Origin of the sequence: Providencia sp. PROV202, assembly GCF_028479565.1 — a bacterium.
Taxonomy (GTDB): Bacteria; Pseudomonadota; Gammaproteobacteria; order Enterobacterales; family Enterobacteriaceae; genus Providencia; species Providencia zhijiangensis.
Genome location: NZ_JAMPNV010000011.1, coordinates 161,652 through 178,919 on the forward strand (window position 1 = coordinate 161,652; position 17,268 = coordinate 178,919).

Annotated in this window: 8 protein-coding genes and 1 pseudogene; all 9 read left to right on the plus strand. The window is 46.5% G+C overall.

Features of this window, described 5'->3' with window-relative positions; translation table 11 throughout:
* The first annotated feature begins 9 nt into the window (after positions 1 to 9).
* Entirely contained in the window at positions 10 to 2,079 is a 2,070-nt protein-coding gene (ppk1, locus tag PR799_RS08115) for a polyphosphate kinase 1 (protein WP_154603637.1), read from the plus strand.
* 4 nt (positions 2,080 to 2,083) lie between these two features.
* The gene (gene ppx, locus PR799_RS08120) at positions 2,084 to 3,616 is read left to right on the plus strand and encodes an exopolyphosphatase (protein ID WP_272521666.1); all 1,533 of its coding nucleotides are present in this window, start codon (positions 2,084 to 2,086) and stop codon (positions 3,614 to 3,616) included.
* A gap of 386 nt (positions 3,617 to 4,002) precedes the next feature.
* Positions 4,003 to 5,283 (plus strand): annotated as a pseudogene (mgtE, locus tag PR799_RS08125) (magnesium transporter); the annotation flags it as partial.
* A 582-nt stretch (positions 5,284 to 5,865) separates the two neighbouring features.
* Entirely contained in the window at positions 5,866 to 7,218 is a 1,353-nt protein-coding gene (locus tag PR799_RS08130) for an MFS transporter (protein ID WP_272521667.1), read from the plus strand.
* Positions 7,219 to 7,659: 441 nt separating this feature from the next.
* Complete coding sequence (locus tag PR799_RS08135) at positions 7,660 to 8,910, plus strand: MdtA/MuxA family multidrug efflux RND transporter periplasmic adaptor subunit (RefSeq protein ID WP_272521668.1); 1,251 nt, start codon at positions 7,660 to 7,662, stop codon at positions 8,908 to 8,910.
* Entirely contained in the window at positions 8,910 to 12,026 is a 3,117-nt protein-coding gene (locus tag PR799_RS08140; protein WP_154627100.1) for an MdtB/MuxB family multidrug efflux RND transporter permease subunit, read from the plus strand. Before PR799_RS08135 ends, PR799_RS08140 begins: the two co-directional genes overlap by 1 nt.
* The gene (mdtC, locus tag PR799_RS08145; protein ID WP_154627101.1) at positions 12,026 to 15,115 is read left to right on the plus strand and encodes a multidrug efflux RND transporter permease subunit MdtC; all 3,090 of its coding nucleotides are present in this window, start codon (positions 12,026 to 12,028) and stop codon (positions 15,113 to 15,115) included. Before PR799_RS08140 ends, mdtC begins: the two co-directional genes overlap by 1 nt.
* The gene (gene baeS, locus PR799_RS08150; RefSeq protein WP_272521669.1) at positions 15,105 to 16,499 is read left to right on the plus strand and encodes a two-component system sensor histidine kinase BaeS; all 1,395 of its coding nucleotides are present in this window, start codon (positions 15,105 to 15,107) and stop codon (positions 16,497 to 16,499) included. Before mdtC ends, baeS begins: the two co-directional genes overlap by 11 nt.
* Positions 16,499 to 17,212 (plus strand): two-component system response regulator BaeR, encoded by a 714-nt coding sequence (gene baeR / locus PR799_RS08155; protein ID WP_272521670.1) that lies wholly within the window; start codon positions 16,499 to 16,501, stop codon positions 17,210 to 17,212. The genes baeS and baeR overlap by 1 nt, the downstream gene beginning before the upstream one ends.
* Positions 17,213 to 17,268: the final 56 nt, after the last annotated feature.

The window sequence follows — 17,268 nt, forward strand, 5'->3', positions numbered from 1 at the left end:
GGAGCAACAATGTCCCAAGAACGCCTCTATCATGAAAAAGAGCTCAGCTGGCTCTCTTTTAACGAACGAGTTCTCCAAGAAGCCGCGGATAAGCGGAACCCTCTTATAGAACGAATGCGTTTTTTGGGCATTTACTCCAATAACTTAGATGAGTTCTATAAAGTCCGTTTTGCGGATGTAAAACGTCGCATCTTAATCAACGAAGAGCGCGGTTCCGCCAGCGGAGCCCGTCATCTGCTCAAACGTATTCAGTCTAAAGTAGCTAAACAGGAGCAAGAGTTCGACGTTCTCTACAACGACCTGCTCCTTGAAATGGCACGTAACCAAATATTCTTAATTAACGAGCGTCAAATTTCACCTCGCCAACAAATTTGGTTACGCCAATACTTTCGTCAAAACTTACGCCAACATATCACGCCAATTTTAATCAATCGTGATACTAACTTAGTGGAGTTCCTGAAAGACGATTACACCTACCTCGCCGTTGAAATTATTAATGGTGCTGAAGTGCAATACGCCTTATTGGAGATCCCATCGGATAAAGTTCCGCGTTTTGTGAATCTCCCTCCAGAGATGCCAAAGCGCCGCAAGTCAATGATTTTAATTGATAATATCCTTCGCTATACCCTCGATGAAATTTTCAAAGGCTTCTTTGACTACGATAAGCTCAACGCCTATTCCATGAAAATGACCCGTGATGCGGAATATGATATCGCCACGGAAATGGAATCTAGCCTGCTGGAAATTATGTCATCCACGTTAAAACAGCGTTTAACGGCTGAGCCAGTTCGCTTTGTTTATCAACGTGATATGCCCGATGAAATGGTCGCGCTGCTACGAGAAAAACTGGGATTATCGAGCGATGACTCGGTGATTGCCGGTGGTCGTTACCATAATTTTAAAGATTTTATTAACTTCCCGAATGAAGGAAATAAAAACTTACTCAACAAACCGTTACCACGCCTGCGCCACCGCTGGTTTGATAATTTCCGTAACGGATTTGATGCCATTCGCGAGCGCGATGTGTTGCTCTACTACCCGTATTACACCTTCGAGCACACATTAGAATTGCTGCGCCAAGCGTCGTTTGACCCGAATGTGTTATCCATCAAAATCAATATTTACCGTGTGGCAAAAGACTCACGTATCATCGACTCCGTGATCCACGCTGCCCACAATGGCAAAAAAGTCACCGTAGTGGTGGAGCTGCAAGCGCGTTTTGATGAAGCCGCCAATATTCACTGGGCGAAACGCCTAACTGAAGCGGGTGTTCACGTTATCTTCTCCGCGCCGGGGCTAAAAATTCACGCCAAGCTGTTTATTATTTCCCGTATGGAAGAAGGCCAGATTGTTCGCTACGCCCATATTGGTACGGGTAACTTTAACGAAAAAACCGCGCGTCTTTACACCGACTATTCATTACTGACCTGTAACGAGCAAATCACCAACGAAGTGCGCCGAGTATTTAGCTTTATTGAAAACCCGTATCGCCCTGTAACTTTCGATAATTTGATGGTGTCTCCGCAAAATACACGCACCAAAATCACTGAATTAATTGACCAAGAAATTGCAAATGCTGAAGCTGGGTTACCTAGTGGCATCACGCTGAAAATTAATAACTTAGTCGATAAAGAACTGACCGATAAGCTCTACGATGCCTCCAATGCAGGGGTTAAAATTCGCTTGTTAGTGCGTGGCATGTGTTCACTCGTCTCAGGGCAACAAGGCTATAGCGAAAATATCCAAGTCACCAGTGTGGTGGACCGATTCTTAGAGCATGACCGCGTTTATGTCTTTACCAACGCTGGCGATGAAAAAGTATTCATCTCCTCGGCCGACTGGATGACCCGCAACATCGACTACCGTATCGAAGTCGCCGTTCGTTTGCTGGATCCACGACTTAAACAGTTGGTTTTAGATATCCTCGAATTACAGTTCAGTGATACCGTCAAAGCCCGCTTTGTTGACAAAGAACTCAGTAATCATTATGTTCCCCGCGGCAATAAGCGCAAAATTCGCGCTCAATTAGCTGTTTATGAATTTTTAAAAGCACTCGAAATGCCTGAAACAAGAGCTTGATACTATGCCAATTGCCAGTTCATCTACCCCAAGACCACAAGAAATTGCGGCGATTGACTTGGGTTCAAACAGTTTTCATATGGTTATTGCGCGTATTGTCAATGGAGCACTACAAGTTCTAACCCGTTTAAAAAAACGTGTTCATCTTGCTGATGGGCTGAGTGATACCAATGAGCTCAGTGAAGAAGCCATGGAGCGTGGCTTAGCGTGTTTATCGCTATTTGCTGAGCGTCTACAAGGCTTCACGCCTGATAACGTCTGCATCGTTGGTACCCATTCATTACGAGTCGCCACCAACGTTGAAGAATTTCTACGTCGTGCAAAAGCCATTATTCCCTACCCGATTGAGATCATTTCAGGGCAAGAAGAAGCGCGTTTGATTTTTATGGGCGTTGAACACACGCAGCCGGAAAAGGGTCGTAAACTGGTCATCGATATTGGCGGCGGTTCCACAGAGCTGGTGATTGGCGAGAAATTTGAACCCATTTTAATTGAAAGCCGCCGTATGGGCTGCGTGAGCTTTGCTCGTCACTATTTCCCTAATGAAATCATTTCCCCAGATAATTTTAATCGCGCTTATTTAGCCGCCTGCTTAAAACTGGAAAGCACCGCTACCCTATTTAAAAAGCAAGTTTGGGATGTGGCGATGGGAGCCTCCGGTACCATTAAAGCGGCACATGCGGTAATTGTAGAGATGGGCGATCGTGATGGCATTATTACCCGCGAGCGCCTCGAAAAAATCAAACAAGTCGCATTGAAGTACAAAACGTTTAAATCATTAGAAATTCCGGGACTTTCTTCTGATCGTAAACACGTTTTTGTGCCGGGTTTAGCTATCTTAATTGCGGTGTTTGATTCCCTCGACATCAAAGAATTGCGACTCTCCGACGGAGCCTTACGTGAAGGCGTTCTCTATGAAATGGAAGGTCGCTTTCGTCACCAAGATATTCGGCAACGCACCGCATTAAGCCTTGCCGAGCACTATAATATCGACCGTGAACAAGCCAAACGGGTTTTGAAAACCATGGAAGAGCTGTATTATCAGTGGCGCCAGCAGAACCCTAAACAGGCCAATCCACAATTAGAATCCATTTTAATTTGGGCGGTTATGCTGCACGAAGTGGGATTGAGTATTAACCATAGCGGCATGCATCGCCATTCCGCTTATATCTTACAAAACACCAACTTACCGGGATTTAGCCAAGAGCAACAATTGCTATTAGCGACGTTGGTTCGCAATCATCGCCGTGCCATTAAATACGATGAAATCCCTAAGTTTAACTTGTTTAAACGCAAGCAATTTATGCCGTTGATTCAAATTTTGCGCTTATCTATCTTATTGAATAATCAGCGCCAATCAACGACAACACCTTCGTCTATGCGCATTGAAACCGACGAAGGTCATTGGACACTTTTCTTACCTGCGCAGTATCTCGCCCACAATGCGTTAATGCTGCTCGACCTTGAAAAAGAGAGCGCCTACTGGGAAGAGGTTCCTGGCTGGAAACTCACCATTTGCGCAGAAAATGAGCCATAGGCTTACATGACTCAGAAATGAGTATGATTTAGAAAATAGAAACAAAAAATAATGATTTGCGGTCAGTGTTGTTTTGTTCTTCTTATTCGAAATATGAACAGATTTGATATTTTTTTGGGATCAGCGACAATACTGGGTAGAAGTTTCGTCACCTCGCAGGCGAATTAATTTAAAGCGCTTCGGCGCCGAATGGTTTAAGGATTAACATGTCACAAACTGCTTTTTCAACTGATGCGGCACCAATAATCAATCCGCATTCACAAAGACTGGCGTACATCCGCCAGCAAATACTGACGTTATTCATGGAAGACGAAGAGTTTGTTCATGCTCTTGTCGAGAAAGACCAACACGTCAGTATGGATGATAAAGCATTTAGTGAAAAAATTAGTACGGTTAAAGAACTGCTTGTTGACCTCCACACCGCGGATATCGCCGATATTCTTGAAATGCTACCGTACGACGAGCGTCTCGCACTGTGGCGCTTAGTCGACAACAACGAACGCGGTGAAGTGTTGGTTGAAGCCTCTGTCTCTGTTTGGGACAGCCTGATTAAAGATATGTCAGACCGAGAACTGCTGCGAGCGGTTGCAGGCTTACATGTGGACGAACAAGCGTATATCGCTGAGCACTTGCCCCGCGATACCATGCGCCGTCTCCTCACCTACTTAGACCCAAGCTTACGTAGCCGTATTCGTGAAGTTCTCCAATACGCCAAAGACAGCGTTGGGCAGATGATGGATTTCGAATTCGTCACTGTGCGTTCAAACGTCACCCTAAAAACAGTACAACGCTATCTACGCCAACGGGGAAAAATTCCTGAAGCAACGGATAAAATTTTCGTTGTCGATAAAGATAATTATCTGCAAGGCGAATTACCCCTGACCACCATTTTGATCCAAGCGCCAGAACGTATTGTTGCCGATGTGATGAAAACCGATACCGTCACCTTCTTACCCGATGAAAAAGGGGAAGATGCAGCAAGCGCATTCGAACGTTACGACTTAATTTCTGCCGCGGTTGTGGACAGCAACGGCTTGCTGATGGGGCGTCTAACCGTTGAAGATATCGTTGATAATATCAGCGAAGAAAACGATAACAGCATCCGCCGTATGGGGGGGTTAAGTCCTGAAGAGGACGTATTCGCCCCTGTTGGTCAAGCGGTTAAAACCCGTTGGACATGGCTTGCCATTAACCTGTGTACCGCTTTCGTCGCTTCCCGTGTTATCGGTGTGTTCGAAGATACGATTTCACAGTTGGTTGCCCTCGCGACCTTAATGCCAATCGTGGCGGGTATCGGTGGTAATACGGGTAACCAGACTATTACCATGATTGTCCGCGCCATTGCGTTACACCAAATCCAGAACGGTAGCTTCTCCTTCCTGATGGTCAGAGAGCTGGGAGTCGCCTTTATTAACGGGGTGGTTTGGGGCGGTATTATGGGCGTCGTCACCTACCTCTTGTATGGGGATCTCGCCATGGGCGCTGTGATGACCCTTGCGATGGTACTTAACCTCTTGATGGCTGCCATCATGGGGGTCTTGATCCCATTAATCATGATTAAGATGGGTAAAGACCCTGCTATCGGTTCTAGCGTGATGATCACGGCAATTACAGACACTGGTGGTTTCTTTATCTTCTTAGGGTTAGCGACCCTGTTCTTAGTTTAACCGCCTACCCGCGTACTTTGCCTTAAACTAGGTACGCGGGTTTATAAAAACCTACCATTCTCTGAAAAACCGCCCAATTCGACTAAAATAGAAATAATTGACAGATCATATCCGCGAGTATTATTTATTTAAATAGCCTTATCCCCTGCCTATTAATTATATTATTTTATCTATATCTGTTATTTACTCTATTTAATTTCACACTTAATAAATTAGCACCATTATATTTATTACCTTTTTTGTGATTATTTTGCACATCAAAATATACAATCGTCTGTAATTGCTAGTTTATTAATATCATATCGTGGCATTCAATTATCATTCAGAGTAGTCATTCAACCTTTTCTAATTAAATAGAATTTTATGCTTGTTTTTAAGGTGGCAGTTTACAGAATATGAAACTTTCTGCTATAAATGAAGACACGTTAGAGATACAGAGTATTACCTTGGTTTATTTTCCCTCGTTTTATCTCATATCCTTTGCCAAATAATATTAATTACTTCGCTATTTAACGTACCTATTATTACAAATAACCTCATCGCGCTAATATTGAAATGTTGTGTATTGAGAAGGACAGAATTATGACATCGCAAACAACCAGCCAGCCTGCGGCTAGACCGTTAGGCAAAGAAGATTATAAAACTTTGGGCTTATCCTCTTTAGGTGGCACATTAGAATTTTATGATTTCGTTATTTTCGTTTTTTACGCGAAAATTATCTCCCAGCTATTTTTCCCGGGCGATAATGAATTTCTCGCATTAATGGCGACGCTGGGTCTGTTTGCTGCGGGTTATCTTGCTCGCCCATTGGGCGGCATTATCATGGCCCACTTTGGCGATAAAATCGGTCGTAAGAAAATGTTTACCTTAAGTATTTTCTTGATGGCATTCCCAACTTTTATTATTGGTTTCTTGCCAACATTTGAGACCATTGGCGCTGCTGCCCCCCTGTTACTGTTATTAATGCGTATCATGCAAGGTGCTGCTATTGGCGGTGAAATGCCAGGTGCATGGGTGTTTATTGCCGAACATACTCCGAAACAGCGTTATGGTTTAGGCGTGGGAACATTAACCTCAGGGATCACTGGCGGGATTTTATTAGGCTCTATCGTCGCGATTATCATTGAACGCTCTTATACCACCCAAGAGGTGCATGATTTTGCGTGGCGTATTCCGTTTATCTTAGGGGGTATCTTTGGTTTTATCTCTGTCTATCTGCGTCGTTTCTTACAAGAGACCCCGATTTTCAAAGAGATGGCAGCTAAGAAAGCGTTAACCAAAGAATTGCCAGTAAAAACCGTGGTTAAATCCCATAAACAAGCTTGCATGATCACCGCGGCACTGACATGGTCACTGTCTACCGCTATCGTTGTCACCATTTTGATGACGCCTGACGTGGTATTAAAAGGTATTTATGGCATCGATCGTAATATTGCGTTGCAAGCCAACTGTGCAGCAACCTTGACCTTAACTTTAGGCTGTATTTTCTGGGGTTGGTTAGGAGATAAAACAGGAACGCGTACGTCGATGACCTTGTCTTGGGGTGGATTAGCGGTTACCGCTATCTACTTCTATTCATCGCTGTCATCGGATATTTCGGCAAATACTTTAACGTTTAACTATGCATTAATGGGCTTCTTCGTGGGCGCAATTGCGACAACGCCAATTATCAGTACTCGCGCGTTTCCACCTGAAATTCGTTTCTCAGGATTATCCTTTGCGTATAACTTGGCGTATGCGGTATTCGGTGGCTTGACCCCAATCTTAACAGGGGCATGGTTACAGCAGTCCCATATGGCACCAGCATACTATGTTGCAGGAGTTTCCTTGTTAGCCGTTGCCGTGGCGTTTATCCCTCTGTCATACAAAGGTTGGACTCGTACCGCAGAAGAGGAACGTAACCCTGCGGCAGTATTGAAAACCAGCATCAATTAATTTCTCGTCATTCAAACATAAAGCCAGTCGCTTAGCGGCTGGCTTTTTTATGGCGCCCTACATGCTAAAAGGATGACTCTCTCTCTGCCGCATATCCCCAGACATTTCAAGTTCTTCCGTCTGAATAAGCAAATCAGAATATCCATCAGGTAACGCCTCCTTTTGAATCAAGTGAGTATTCCTTCCCACCCTTAATAAAACGAGAGAAATGCTTTCACAACAAAGAGTTCTACGCTCATTTCGAAAAGCATTATTTGCAGTTATCTAACGTTCTTTTCCATTTTTTCATATTTCCTCCATTTTCTTTTGTTCCCCTCAAGCTAAACTATTAAAATACGCAACTGATTAATTTTTAATATATACCTTATTATATTCAGTTAAATTTATTGGAATGGTTCCTAACTGATTTTACTCAACCTTGAGTTAAGCGAATTACCCACCATGACGACACAGAAACGCCGTACAATTTTGACTCGCTCTGCCCTGTTTGTTGCTCTGTTAGCTGCGGCTGGCGCAACGTGGTATGCCTACCATAAAAATAACCAAAATGAAGGACCAACCACAGCCAGTGCAACTCAAAGCGGACAAGCGAAAAAAGCAGGTGGAAGACCATCACGTCCACTTGCACCGGTTCAATTTGCCACTGCCCAAGAAAAAGTCGTGCCGCGTTTCCTATCTGGTTTAGGTACCGTGCAGGCCGCCAACATGGTGACGGTCACTAGCCGCGTTGAAGGTCAATTAATGAATATCTACTTCACCGAAGGGCAATCCGTCAAAGCCGGCGATTTATTAGCCCAAATTGACCCTCGCCCTTTTGAAGTGCAACTTGCCCAAGCGGAAGGTCAATTAGCCAAAGATAAAGCCACTTTAGCCAATGCTCGGTTAGATCTGACCCGCTACCAAAAACTGGCGGGAACCAAAGTCATCTCCCAGCAAGAGTTGGATAACCAGCGCGCTACTGTATTACAAGCCGAGGGTAGCATCAAAGTTGACCAAGCCGCCGTTGATAACGCCAAACTGCAACTGACCTACAGCAAAATTACAGCCCCTATTTCTGGACGCATCGGTTTAAAACAAGTGGATGTGGGTAACTTTATCTCTTCAGGGACTTCCACGCCGATTGTAGTGATCACCCAAACGCAACCTGCTGACGTACTATTTGCCTTACCTGAAGGTGATATTCCTGCTATCCAACAAGCGCAAGCAGCAGGGAATAAAGTTCTGATAGAAGCTTGGGATCGCAATAATATTGCCATGATTGCACGCGGTGAATTACTGAGTACCGATAACCAAATTGACCCAGCAACGGGGACACTGAAAATCAAAGCACGCTTTACTAACGAAGAGCAAAAACTGTTCCCGAATCAGTTCGTGAACGTCAAAATGCAGGTAGAGACCTTACAAAATGCCGTGGTGATCCCTACTGCTGCCCTGCAAATGGGCAATGAAGGTCACTATGTTTGGGTACTGAGCGACGATGATACCGTGACGAAACACCTTGTGACAGTGGGCATTCAAGACAGCCAGCAAGTGGTAATTGAAAGCGGTTTATCCGCTAACACCAAAGTCATTACCGATGGCGTCGATAAGCTAACTGATGGCGCAAAAGTTGAAGTGGTCAACGCTTCAAGCCTCGAAAAGAAACCGGCTTCCACAGAGAGAAAACCTCGCAATAGTGCGGAGAAAGCCTAATGCAGCCGGAAACACATAAAGGCGGTGGCCCATCCCGCCTCTTCATTCTACGTCCTGTCGCAACCACCTTATTTATGGTGGCGATTTTGCTCGCGGGGATCATCGGTTATCGGTTTTTACCTGTCTCGGCGTTACCGGAAGTTGACTACCCGACTATTCAAGTTGTGACCTTATACCCCGGTGCCAGCCCCGATGTGATGACGTCGGCTATCACGGCACCGCTAGAAACGCAATTCGGTCAAATGTCCGGCTTACAACAGATGTCATCACGCAGCTCCGGCGGCGCGTCGGTGATCACCTTGATGTTCCAGCTCTCTTTGCCTCTCGATGTGGCAGAGCAGGAAGTGCAGGCGGCGATTAACTCCGCCACCAGCTTGCTGCCCTCAGATTTACCATATCCACCGATTTACAACAAAGTAAACCCTGCGGATCCGCCCGTTTTAACGCTCGCCGTCACCTCCGATGCGATGCCATTAACGCAGGTACAAGATATTATTGAAACCCGCGTGGCGCAGAAAATTTCCCAAGTGACTGGGGTGGGCTTAGTCACCTTAGCGGGGGGGCAACGCCCTGCTGTGCGCGTCAACCTTAATCCACAAGCCATGGCGGCAAAAGGATTAGACAGCGAAACCATTCGTACCGCTATCAATAATGCGAACGTCAACTCCGCAAAAGGAAGTTTTGATGGCCCAACCCGCTCTGTGACGTTATCTGCTAATGACCAGATGAAATCCCTTGAGGATTACCGCAAGTTGATTGTGGCTTTCCAAAATGGCGCCCCAGTGCGTTTGGGGGATATTGCTACTATTGAACAAGGTGCTGAGAACGCCTATCTCGGTGCATGGGCGAATAGCCAACAAGCGATTGTAATTAACGTTCAGCGCCAACCGGGCGCGAACGTGATTAGCACCACGGATACTATCCGCGCGTTATTGCCAGAATTGATTGAGAGCTTACCGGCATCCGTGAATGTGGATATTTTGACCGACCGCACCAGCACCATTCGCGCTTCCGTTAATGATGTCCAATTCGAATTAATGCTCGCTATCGCCCTCGTGGTGATGGTGATTTACTTATTCCTGCGTAATGGGATTGCGACGCTGATCCCCGGCATCGCCGTGCCATTATCGTTAGTCGGCACCTTTGCCGTCATGTATTTTTGCGGCTTTTCCGTCAATAACCTCACATTGATGGCGCTAACCATCGCCACGGGATTCGTGGTGGATGACGCTATCGTGGTGATCGAAAATATCTCCCGCTATCTTGAAAAAGGGGATAAACCGGTTGTTGCCGCATTAAAAGGTGCAGGAGAAATCGGTTTTACCATTATCTCCCTGACCTTCTCTTTGGTTGCCGTACTGATCCCGCTGCTGTTTATGGGGGATATTGTCGGGCGCCTGTTCCGTGAGTTTGCAATTACGTTAGCGGTAGCGATTTTAATCTCCGCCGTGGTATCCCTCACTCTCACCCCAATGATGTGCGCCCGCTTGCTTAAACCGGAATCCCAGCATAAACATAATCGCTTTGAAATCGCCTGTGAGCATTTCTTTGAGTGGATGATTGCAGGTTATGGTGTTTGGCTAAAACGTATTCTTAACCACCAGTGGTTAACTCTGTGTGTGGCATTAGGAACTTTGGTACTGACCGTACTGCTGTATATGTGGATCCCAAAAGGATTCTTCCCACTACAAGATAGCGGCATTATTCAAGGCACCATTGAAAGTCGCCAATCCATTTCGTTTGCCGCGATGTCGAAGAAACAGCAAGAAGTGGCGGGCATTATTCTGGCAGATCCGGCGGTTGAGAACGTTACCACCTATGTGGGTATCGACGGTAACAATGCCACACTGAATAACGCCCGTATTCAAATCACCTTGAAGCCCCTTGAAGAGCGTGACGACCGTGTCCCTACGATTATTCCTCGCTTGCAGCAAGCCACCAGCGGTATTGCGGGCGTCAACCTCTACTTGCAACCATCCCAAGATTTAACCATTGATACGCAAGTTTCCCGCACCCCGTATCAATTCACGCTACAAGCTGGCTCCTTAGATGAGCTCAGCACTTGGGTACCAAAATTGCTGGAAGCGTTAAATCAACAATCCGCACTCATTGATGTGAGCAGCGACTGGCAAGATAAAGGTTTAGTGGCGTATGTGAATGTGGATCGTGATACCGCGAGCCGTTTTGGTATTACCATGTCGAATATCGATAACGCGCTGTATAACGCGTTTGGTCAACGCATGATCTCCACCATTTACACCCAAGCTAACCAGTATCGCGTCATTTTAGAGCACAATACCCAAACCCGTGATGGGATGGATGCGCTCAACGATATTCGCTTAAAAGGCACTGATGGCGCCATTGTTCCGCTAAATACCCTCGTCAATATTCAAGAAGGTTATGGACCTTTGGCGATTAATCACCTCGACCAATTCCCGTCAGTCACTTTCTCTTTCGATGTGGCGGGAGATTCTTCATTAGAAGAAGCAGTCAATGCGGTGAAGCTGGCTGAAAAACAGATTTCGATGCCAAAATCGATAACGACACAATTCCAAGGGGCAACCCTCGCCTTTGAAGCGGCGCTGAGTAGCACCGTTTGGCTAATTTTTGCCGCGATTATCGCCATGTATATCGTGCTCGGTATTCTGTACGAAAGCTTTATTCATCCAATCACCATTTTATCCACTTTGCCGACCGCTGGCGTGGGGGCTTTGCTCGCGCTAATGATGGCCGGCAATGAGCTCGATGTTATCGCTATTATCGGGATTATCTTGCTGATCGGGATTGTGAAAAAGAACGCCATAATGATGATTGACTTTGCCCTCGCCGCAGAGCGTGAACAAGGTTTATCTCCATATGATGCGATTTATCAGGCCTGTTTACTGCGTTTTCGCCCAATCCTGATGACCACCATGGCCGCATTGCTCGGTGCGCTGCCGCTGATGCTCAGTACCGGTGTCGGCGCAGAACTGCGCCAGCCTCTGGGGGTCTGTATGGTGGGTGGGTTGATCATGAGCCAGATTTTAACGCTGTTCACCACGCCAGTGATCTACCTGATGTTTGACCGTCTAGCTCATCGCTTCAATCGCCGTGGGCACAAGGCACAGGAGTCTTAATGAAACGCTTCTTTGCTTTGTTTATTAGCCGTCCGGTGGCGACCACATTAATCAGTGTCGCCATTACCCTGTGCGGTGCATTGAGCTTTCTGTTTTTACCTGTGGCGCCATTGCCGCAGGTAGACTACCCCGTGATAAGAGTGACAGCGTCACTTCCTGGTGCTTCCCCTGAAACGATGGCTTCCTCCATCGCGACACCGCTTGAGCGCTCATTAGGCAGTATTGCTGGATTAAATGAGATGACCTCGAGCAGTTCGTTAGGGCGAACTTCCATTACCTTAGAGTTTGATTTAAACAAAGATATCAATAATGCCGCGCGAGAAGTACAAGCGGCGTTGAATGCCGCACAGAATTTATTACCTAGTGGTATGCCAAGCCGACCGCGTTACTATAAATCAAACCCGTCTGACGCGCCGATCATGATTTTAACTCTCACATCAAAAACCCTCAGTACCGGGGAAATGTATGATGTGGCGTCCACACGCTTAGCTCAGCGTATCGCGCAAATCGATGGGGTCAGTGAAGTTGCCGTAGGAGGTGGTTCTCTTCCTGCTGTGCGTGTGGAACTCAACCCTACCGCCCTATTTAATCAAGGGGTTTCCCTTGATGCTGTGCGCTCTGCCATCAGTAGTGCTAACGTGCGCCAGCCTCAAGGTTATATTAATAATGACGATAATCGCTACCAAGTTCAAACTAACGACGAATTGAAAAAAGCCGCCGATTACCGTCCGATTATTGTCCATTACAGTAATGGCAATGCCGTCAAACTCAGTGATGTGGCCGTCGTAAAAGACTCTGTCCAAGATGTGCGCGCCGCAGGGATGTCCAGTGGTGAACCCGCAATTTTGATCATCATTCGCCGCGAAGCGGGTGCCAATATCATTGAAACGGTCAAACGCATTCGCGAGGAACTCCCAGAATTTAAGGATATGATCCCCGCCGCCATTGATTTACAGGTTGCCCAAGATAGAACACCGACCATCAAAGCATCGTTGGCAGAAGTCGAGCGAGCATTAATGATTGCCATTGCGCTTGTGATCCTCGTTGTATTGCTGTTTCTACGCTCAGGGCGTGCCACTTTAATTCCCGCCATTGCTGTGCCTGTCTCGTTAATTGGTACCTTTACCGCCATGTATTTATGCGGGTTTAGCCTCAATAACTTGTCATTAATGGCCTTAACCGTCGCCACCGGATTTGTGGTGGATGATGCCATCGTGGTATTGGAGAACATTTCTCGGCACATTGAAAATGGTCGAAAACCGTTTATCGCGGCAGTTAAAGGGGTTTCTGAGGTTGGCTTTACCGTCGTTTCGATGAGTATTTCTTTAGTGGCGGTGTTTATCCCACTGTTACTGATGGATGGATTAGTTGGGCGATTATTCCGCGAATTTGCCATTACGCTCTCGACTGCTATCGGGATTTCACTGATTATCTCGCTGACGTTAACTCCGATGATGTGCGCTCATTTACTGAAAAAACGCGGCACAGCCAATACCAAGCAACGAGGATTTGGACGCGTTCTTATTCGGTTACAAGAAAGTTACGGCGTCACGTTAAATTGGGTACTATCTCATCGTCGCAGTGTGCTGGCAGTGCTAATTGCAGCAATTGGCTTGAATGTTTATCTGTATATTTCTATCCCTAAAGCCTTTTTCCCAGAGCAAGATACAGGACGATTGCTGGGATTCGTTCGAGCAGACCAAAGCATCTCATTCCAGTCAATGAAGCAAAAAATGACGAGCTTTATGCTGCAAGTAAAAGCGGATCCTGCCGTGGATAGCGTCACTGGATTTACGGGCGGCAGCCGCGTCAACAGTGGCTCTATGTTTATCTCCTTAAAGCCACTGGATGAGCGCAAAGAGAGTGCTAACAGCGTGATTAACCGCTTGCGCATGAAACTGGCGAACGAGCCCGGAGCCAACTTATTTATGATGCCCGTGCAAGATATTCGCGTGGGAGGGCGTCAATCCGAAGCTAGCTATCAATTTACCCTATTAGCCGATGAGCTGGATGCATTACGTTCATGGGAGCCCGCTATTCGCCGAGCGCTGGGGGATTTACCTCAGTTAACCGATGTGAACTCCGATAAAGAAGATAAAGGCGCAGAGATGGCGTTAACCTATGACCGCGATTTGATGGCGCAACTGGGGATCGATGTGCGTGATGCGAACAATCTGCTCAACAACGCCTTTGGTCAACGTCAAATTTCTACCATTTATGAAGCTATGAACCAATATAAAGTGGTGATGGAAGTCGCGCCGGAATATACCCAAGACGTCAGTTCGCTGGATAAAATGTTTGTGGTGAATAAGCAAGGAGAAGCGATCCCCCTCTCCTATTTTGCCCGCTGGCAGCCTGCCAATGCACCGTTAAGTGTTAACCACCAAGGGTTATCAGCCGCGTCCACCATTTCCTTTAACGTGGCAGACGGTTATACCTTAAATGATGCCATTGTGGCGGTGGAGAAAACCATGACGGCTTTAGGCGTTCCATCGACGGTACGTGGCACTTTCGCCGGAACCGCCCAAGTTTTCCAAGATACCTTAAAATCTCAGTTGTTTTTAATTTTAGCGGCGATTGTCACGGTCTATTTGGTACTGGGTATTTTGTATGAAAGTTATATTCACCCACTTACCATTCTGTCGACACTGCCATCCGCAGGTGTCGGTGCGTTATTAGCCTTGGAATTATTTGATACGCCATTTAGCCTCATTGCCTTGATCGGCATTATGTTGCTTATTGGTATTGTGATGAAAAACGCCATTATCATGGTGGATTTTGCCCTTCAAGCCCAACGTAATGGGAACTTATCGGCAAAAGAGGCTATTTTACGCGCAAGCCTGCTGCGTTTTAGACCGATTTTAATGACTACCCTTGCTGCCATTTTTGGGGCGCTCCCTTTGATGCTCGGTACGGGTGATGGCGCAGAATTACGCCAACCGCTGGGGATCGCGATTGTCGGTGGATTAGTCATGAGTCAGTTGCTGACGTTATTTACCACACCAGTGGTGTATCTCAGTTTTGATAGCCTGAGACAGCGTTTTTCACGCAAAGCGCCTTCAATGCAGGAGAAATCCCATGAAGCTTAAACTCACAAGCCTCAGCACTCGGTTATTTATCGCTATCTTTGCCACCTGTTTGCTGCTGGTTGCTATCATGCACCAAGGCGTCAGAATGGGCTTCCAGCATGGTTTTATTGACTATATTAAAGAGAATGACCAACAACGTGCAGAGCTACTCGCTTTGGCGCTTGCCGAGCAATACGAGGAAGAAGGAAGTTGGCGTTTCTTGGCGGTGGATGAGCGGATGTTTTTCCGTATTCTACGTAATGTAGATAATCAGCATCAAGGACAAGGTCATGGCGGTGGTCATAAGCGAATGCGCGGTATGTTTTGGGTGTATGATGCCAAAGAAAACCTGATTTGGGGGCGAGACCTTCCCCCTCCTGACCAAGTGATCCGCGTGCCCGTCAAAACGAGCCGAGGCGCAACCGTCGGCTGGCTAGTTGCCAGTTATGAAAGTGGGATCAGTAACCAATTAGACCAACGTTTCGATACCCAGCAGATGCACATTAGCTGGGTAATTGCAGGGTTATCGCTATTCGTGGCGCTGCTAGTGACCCTATTTTTAGCTCGCGGCTTTTTAAAGCCCATCACCCGATTGCTGGAAGGCACTCAACAACTCGCTAAAGGTAATTTCAGTGCGCGGGTGTCTGAAGTGGGTCAAGATGAGTTGGGGCAGCTGGCGAAAGACTTTAACCATCTCGCCTCGACCTTGGAAAAAAATGAGCAAATGCGCCGCGATTATATGGCGGATATTTCCCATGAATTACGCACCCCACTCTCCGTTTTACGCGGCGAACTTGAAGCCGTACAAGACGGTGTGCGCCAAGCAACGCCTGAAACCATCAATTCCCTACTCAATGAAACTCAAACACTGATAAAACTGGTCAATGACCTGCATCAGCTTTCGTTATCCGATAGAGGCTCCTTGGTTTATCGTATGGAATCTATCGATATTATCCCGATTATTGAGATGAATTTAGGGCAAGCCAAATGGCGATTGGAGGATAGGCAGCTGGCGTTAGAAACTCAGTTTTCAGCCCATTCCCATCTATTCGCTGATCCTGATCGTATCAACCAGCTGTTTTATAATTTGATGGAAAACAGCCTGCGTTATACCGATCCTCACGGTAAAATTGCCGTCAACGTGAGCCAACATGAGCAAAAATTAGTGATCACGTGGGAAGATAGCGCGCCGGGATTAAGTGTTGAACAATGCCAGCGTCTGTTTGAACGATTTTACCGTGTGGAAGTTTCTCGTAACCGTGCGAGTGGTGGCTCAGGTTTGGGGCTGGCGATTTGCTATAATATTGTCGAGGCCCATAACGGGACTATTTCTGCGGCACCATCCCCACTCGGTGGCGTGAAGATAACCATTCAACTTCCCATTGCGACGCAGGAGGAGCAATAGTGTCTTTGCCTGAATCCCCTTTATTGGGAGCCAATAGCGCCCATGTTCTGATTGTTGAAGATGAACCCAAACTTGGGCAGCTACTGTTTGATTATTTGCAAGCTGCTGGCTATGTTCCCGCCTTGCTGATGCGCGGCGATGAAGTCATCCCTTATGTGCAAAAGCACTTTCCTGACCTGATTTTATTAGATTTGATGTTACCGGGACTCGATGGTATTTCGGTCTGTCGTGAACTGCGTAAATTCAGCGATGTTCCAGTGATTATGGTGACAGCCAAAACGGAAGAAATTGACCGTTTATTAGGGTTAGAAATTGGTGCCGATGACTATGTTTGTAAGCCCTTTAGCCCGCGAGAAGTGGTTGCCCGCGTAAAAACGATTTTGCGTCGTTGCCAAAGAGTCCCTTCTTCTATGGGAAGCCAAGAGACTCAGCTGGTTATCGATGAAAATGCCTTCCAAGTTCGTTATGGGGATAAATTACTGGAATTGACCCCCGCAGAATTTCGTCTGCTAAAGTTTTTGTCAGATAACGCAGGTACGGTGTTTTCTCGGGATCAATTACTGGACATTTTGTATGACGACCATCGCGTGGTCACCGACAGAACCATTGATAGCCACGTTAAAAATTTACGCCGTAAGCTCGAATCTCTGGATGACGAAAAAACCTTTATCCGCTCCATCTATGGCTTGGGCTATCGCTGGGACGACATCTAATCGCCGCTGGTATTTCTGTAACAAAATTATAACCCTGTTTTTTGCATGGGAAATTT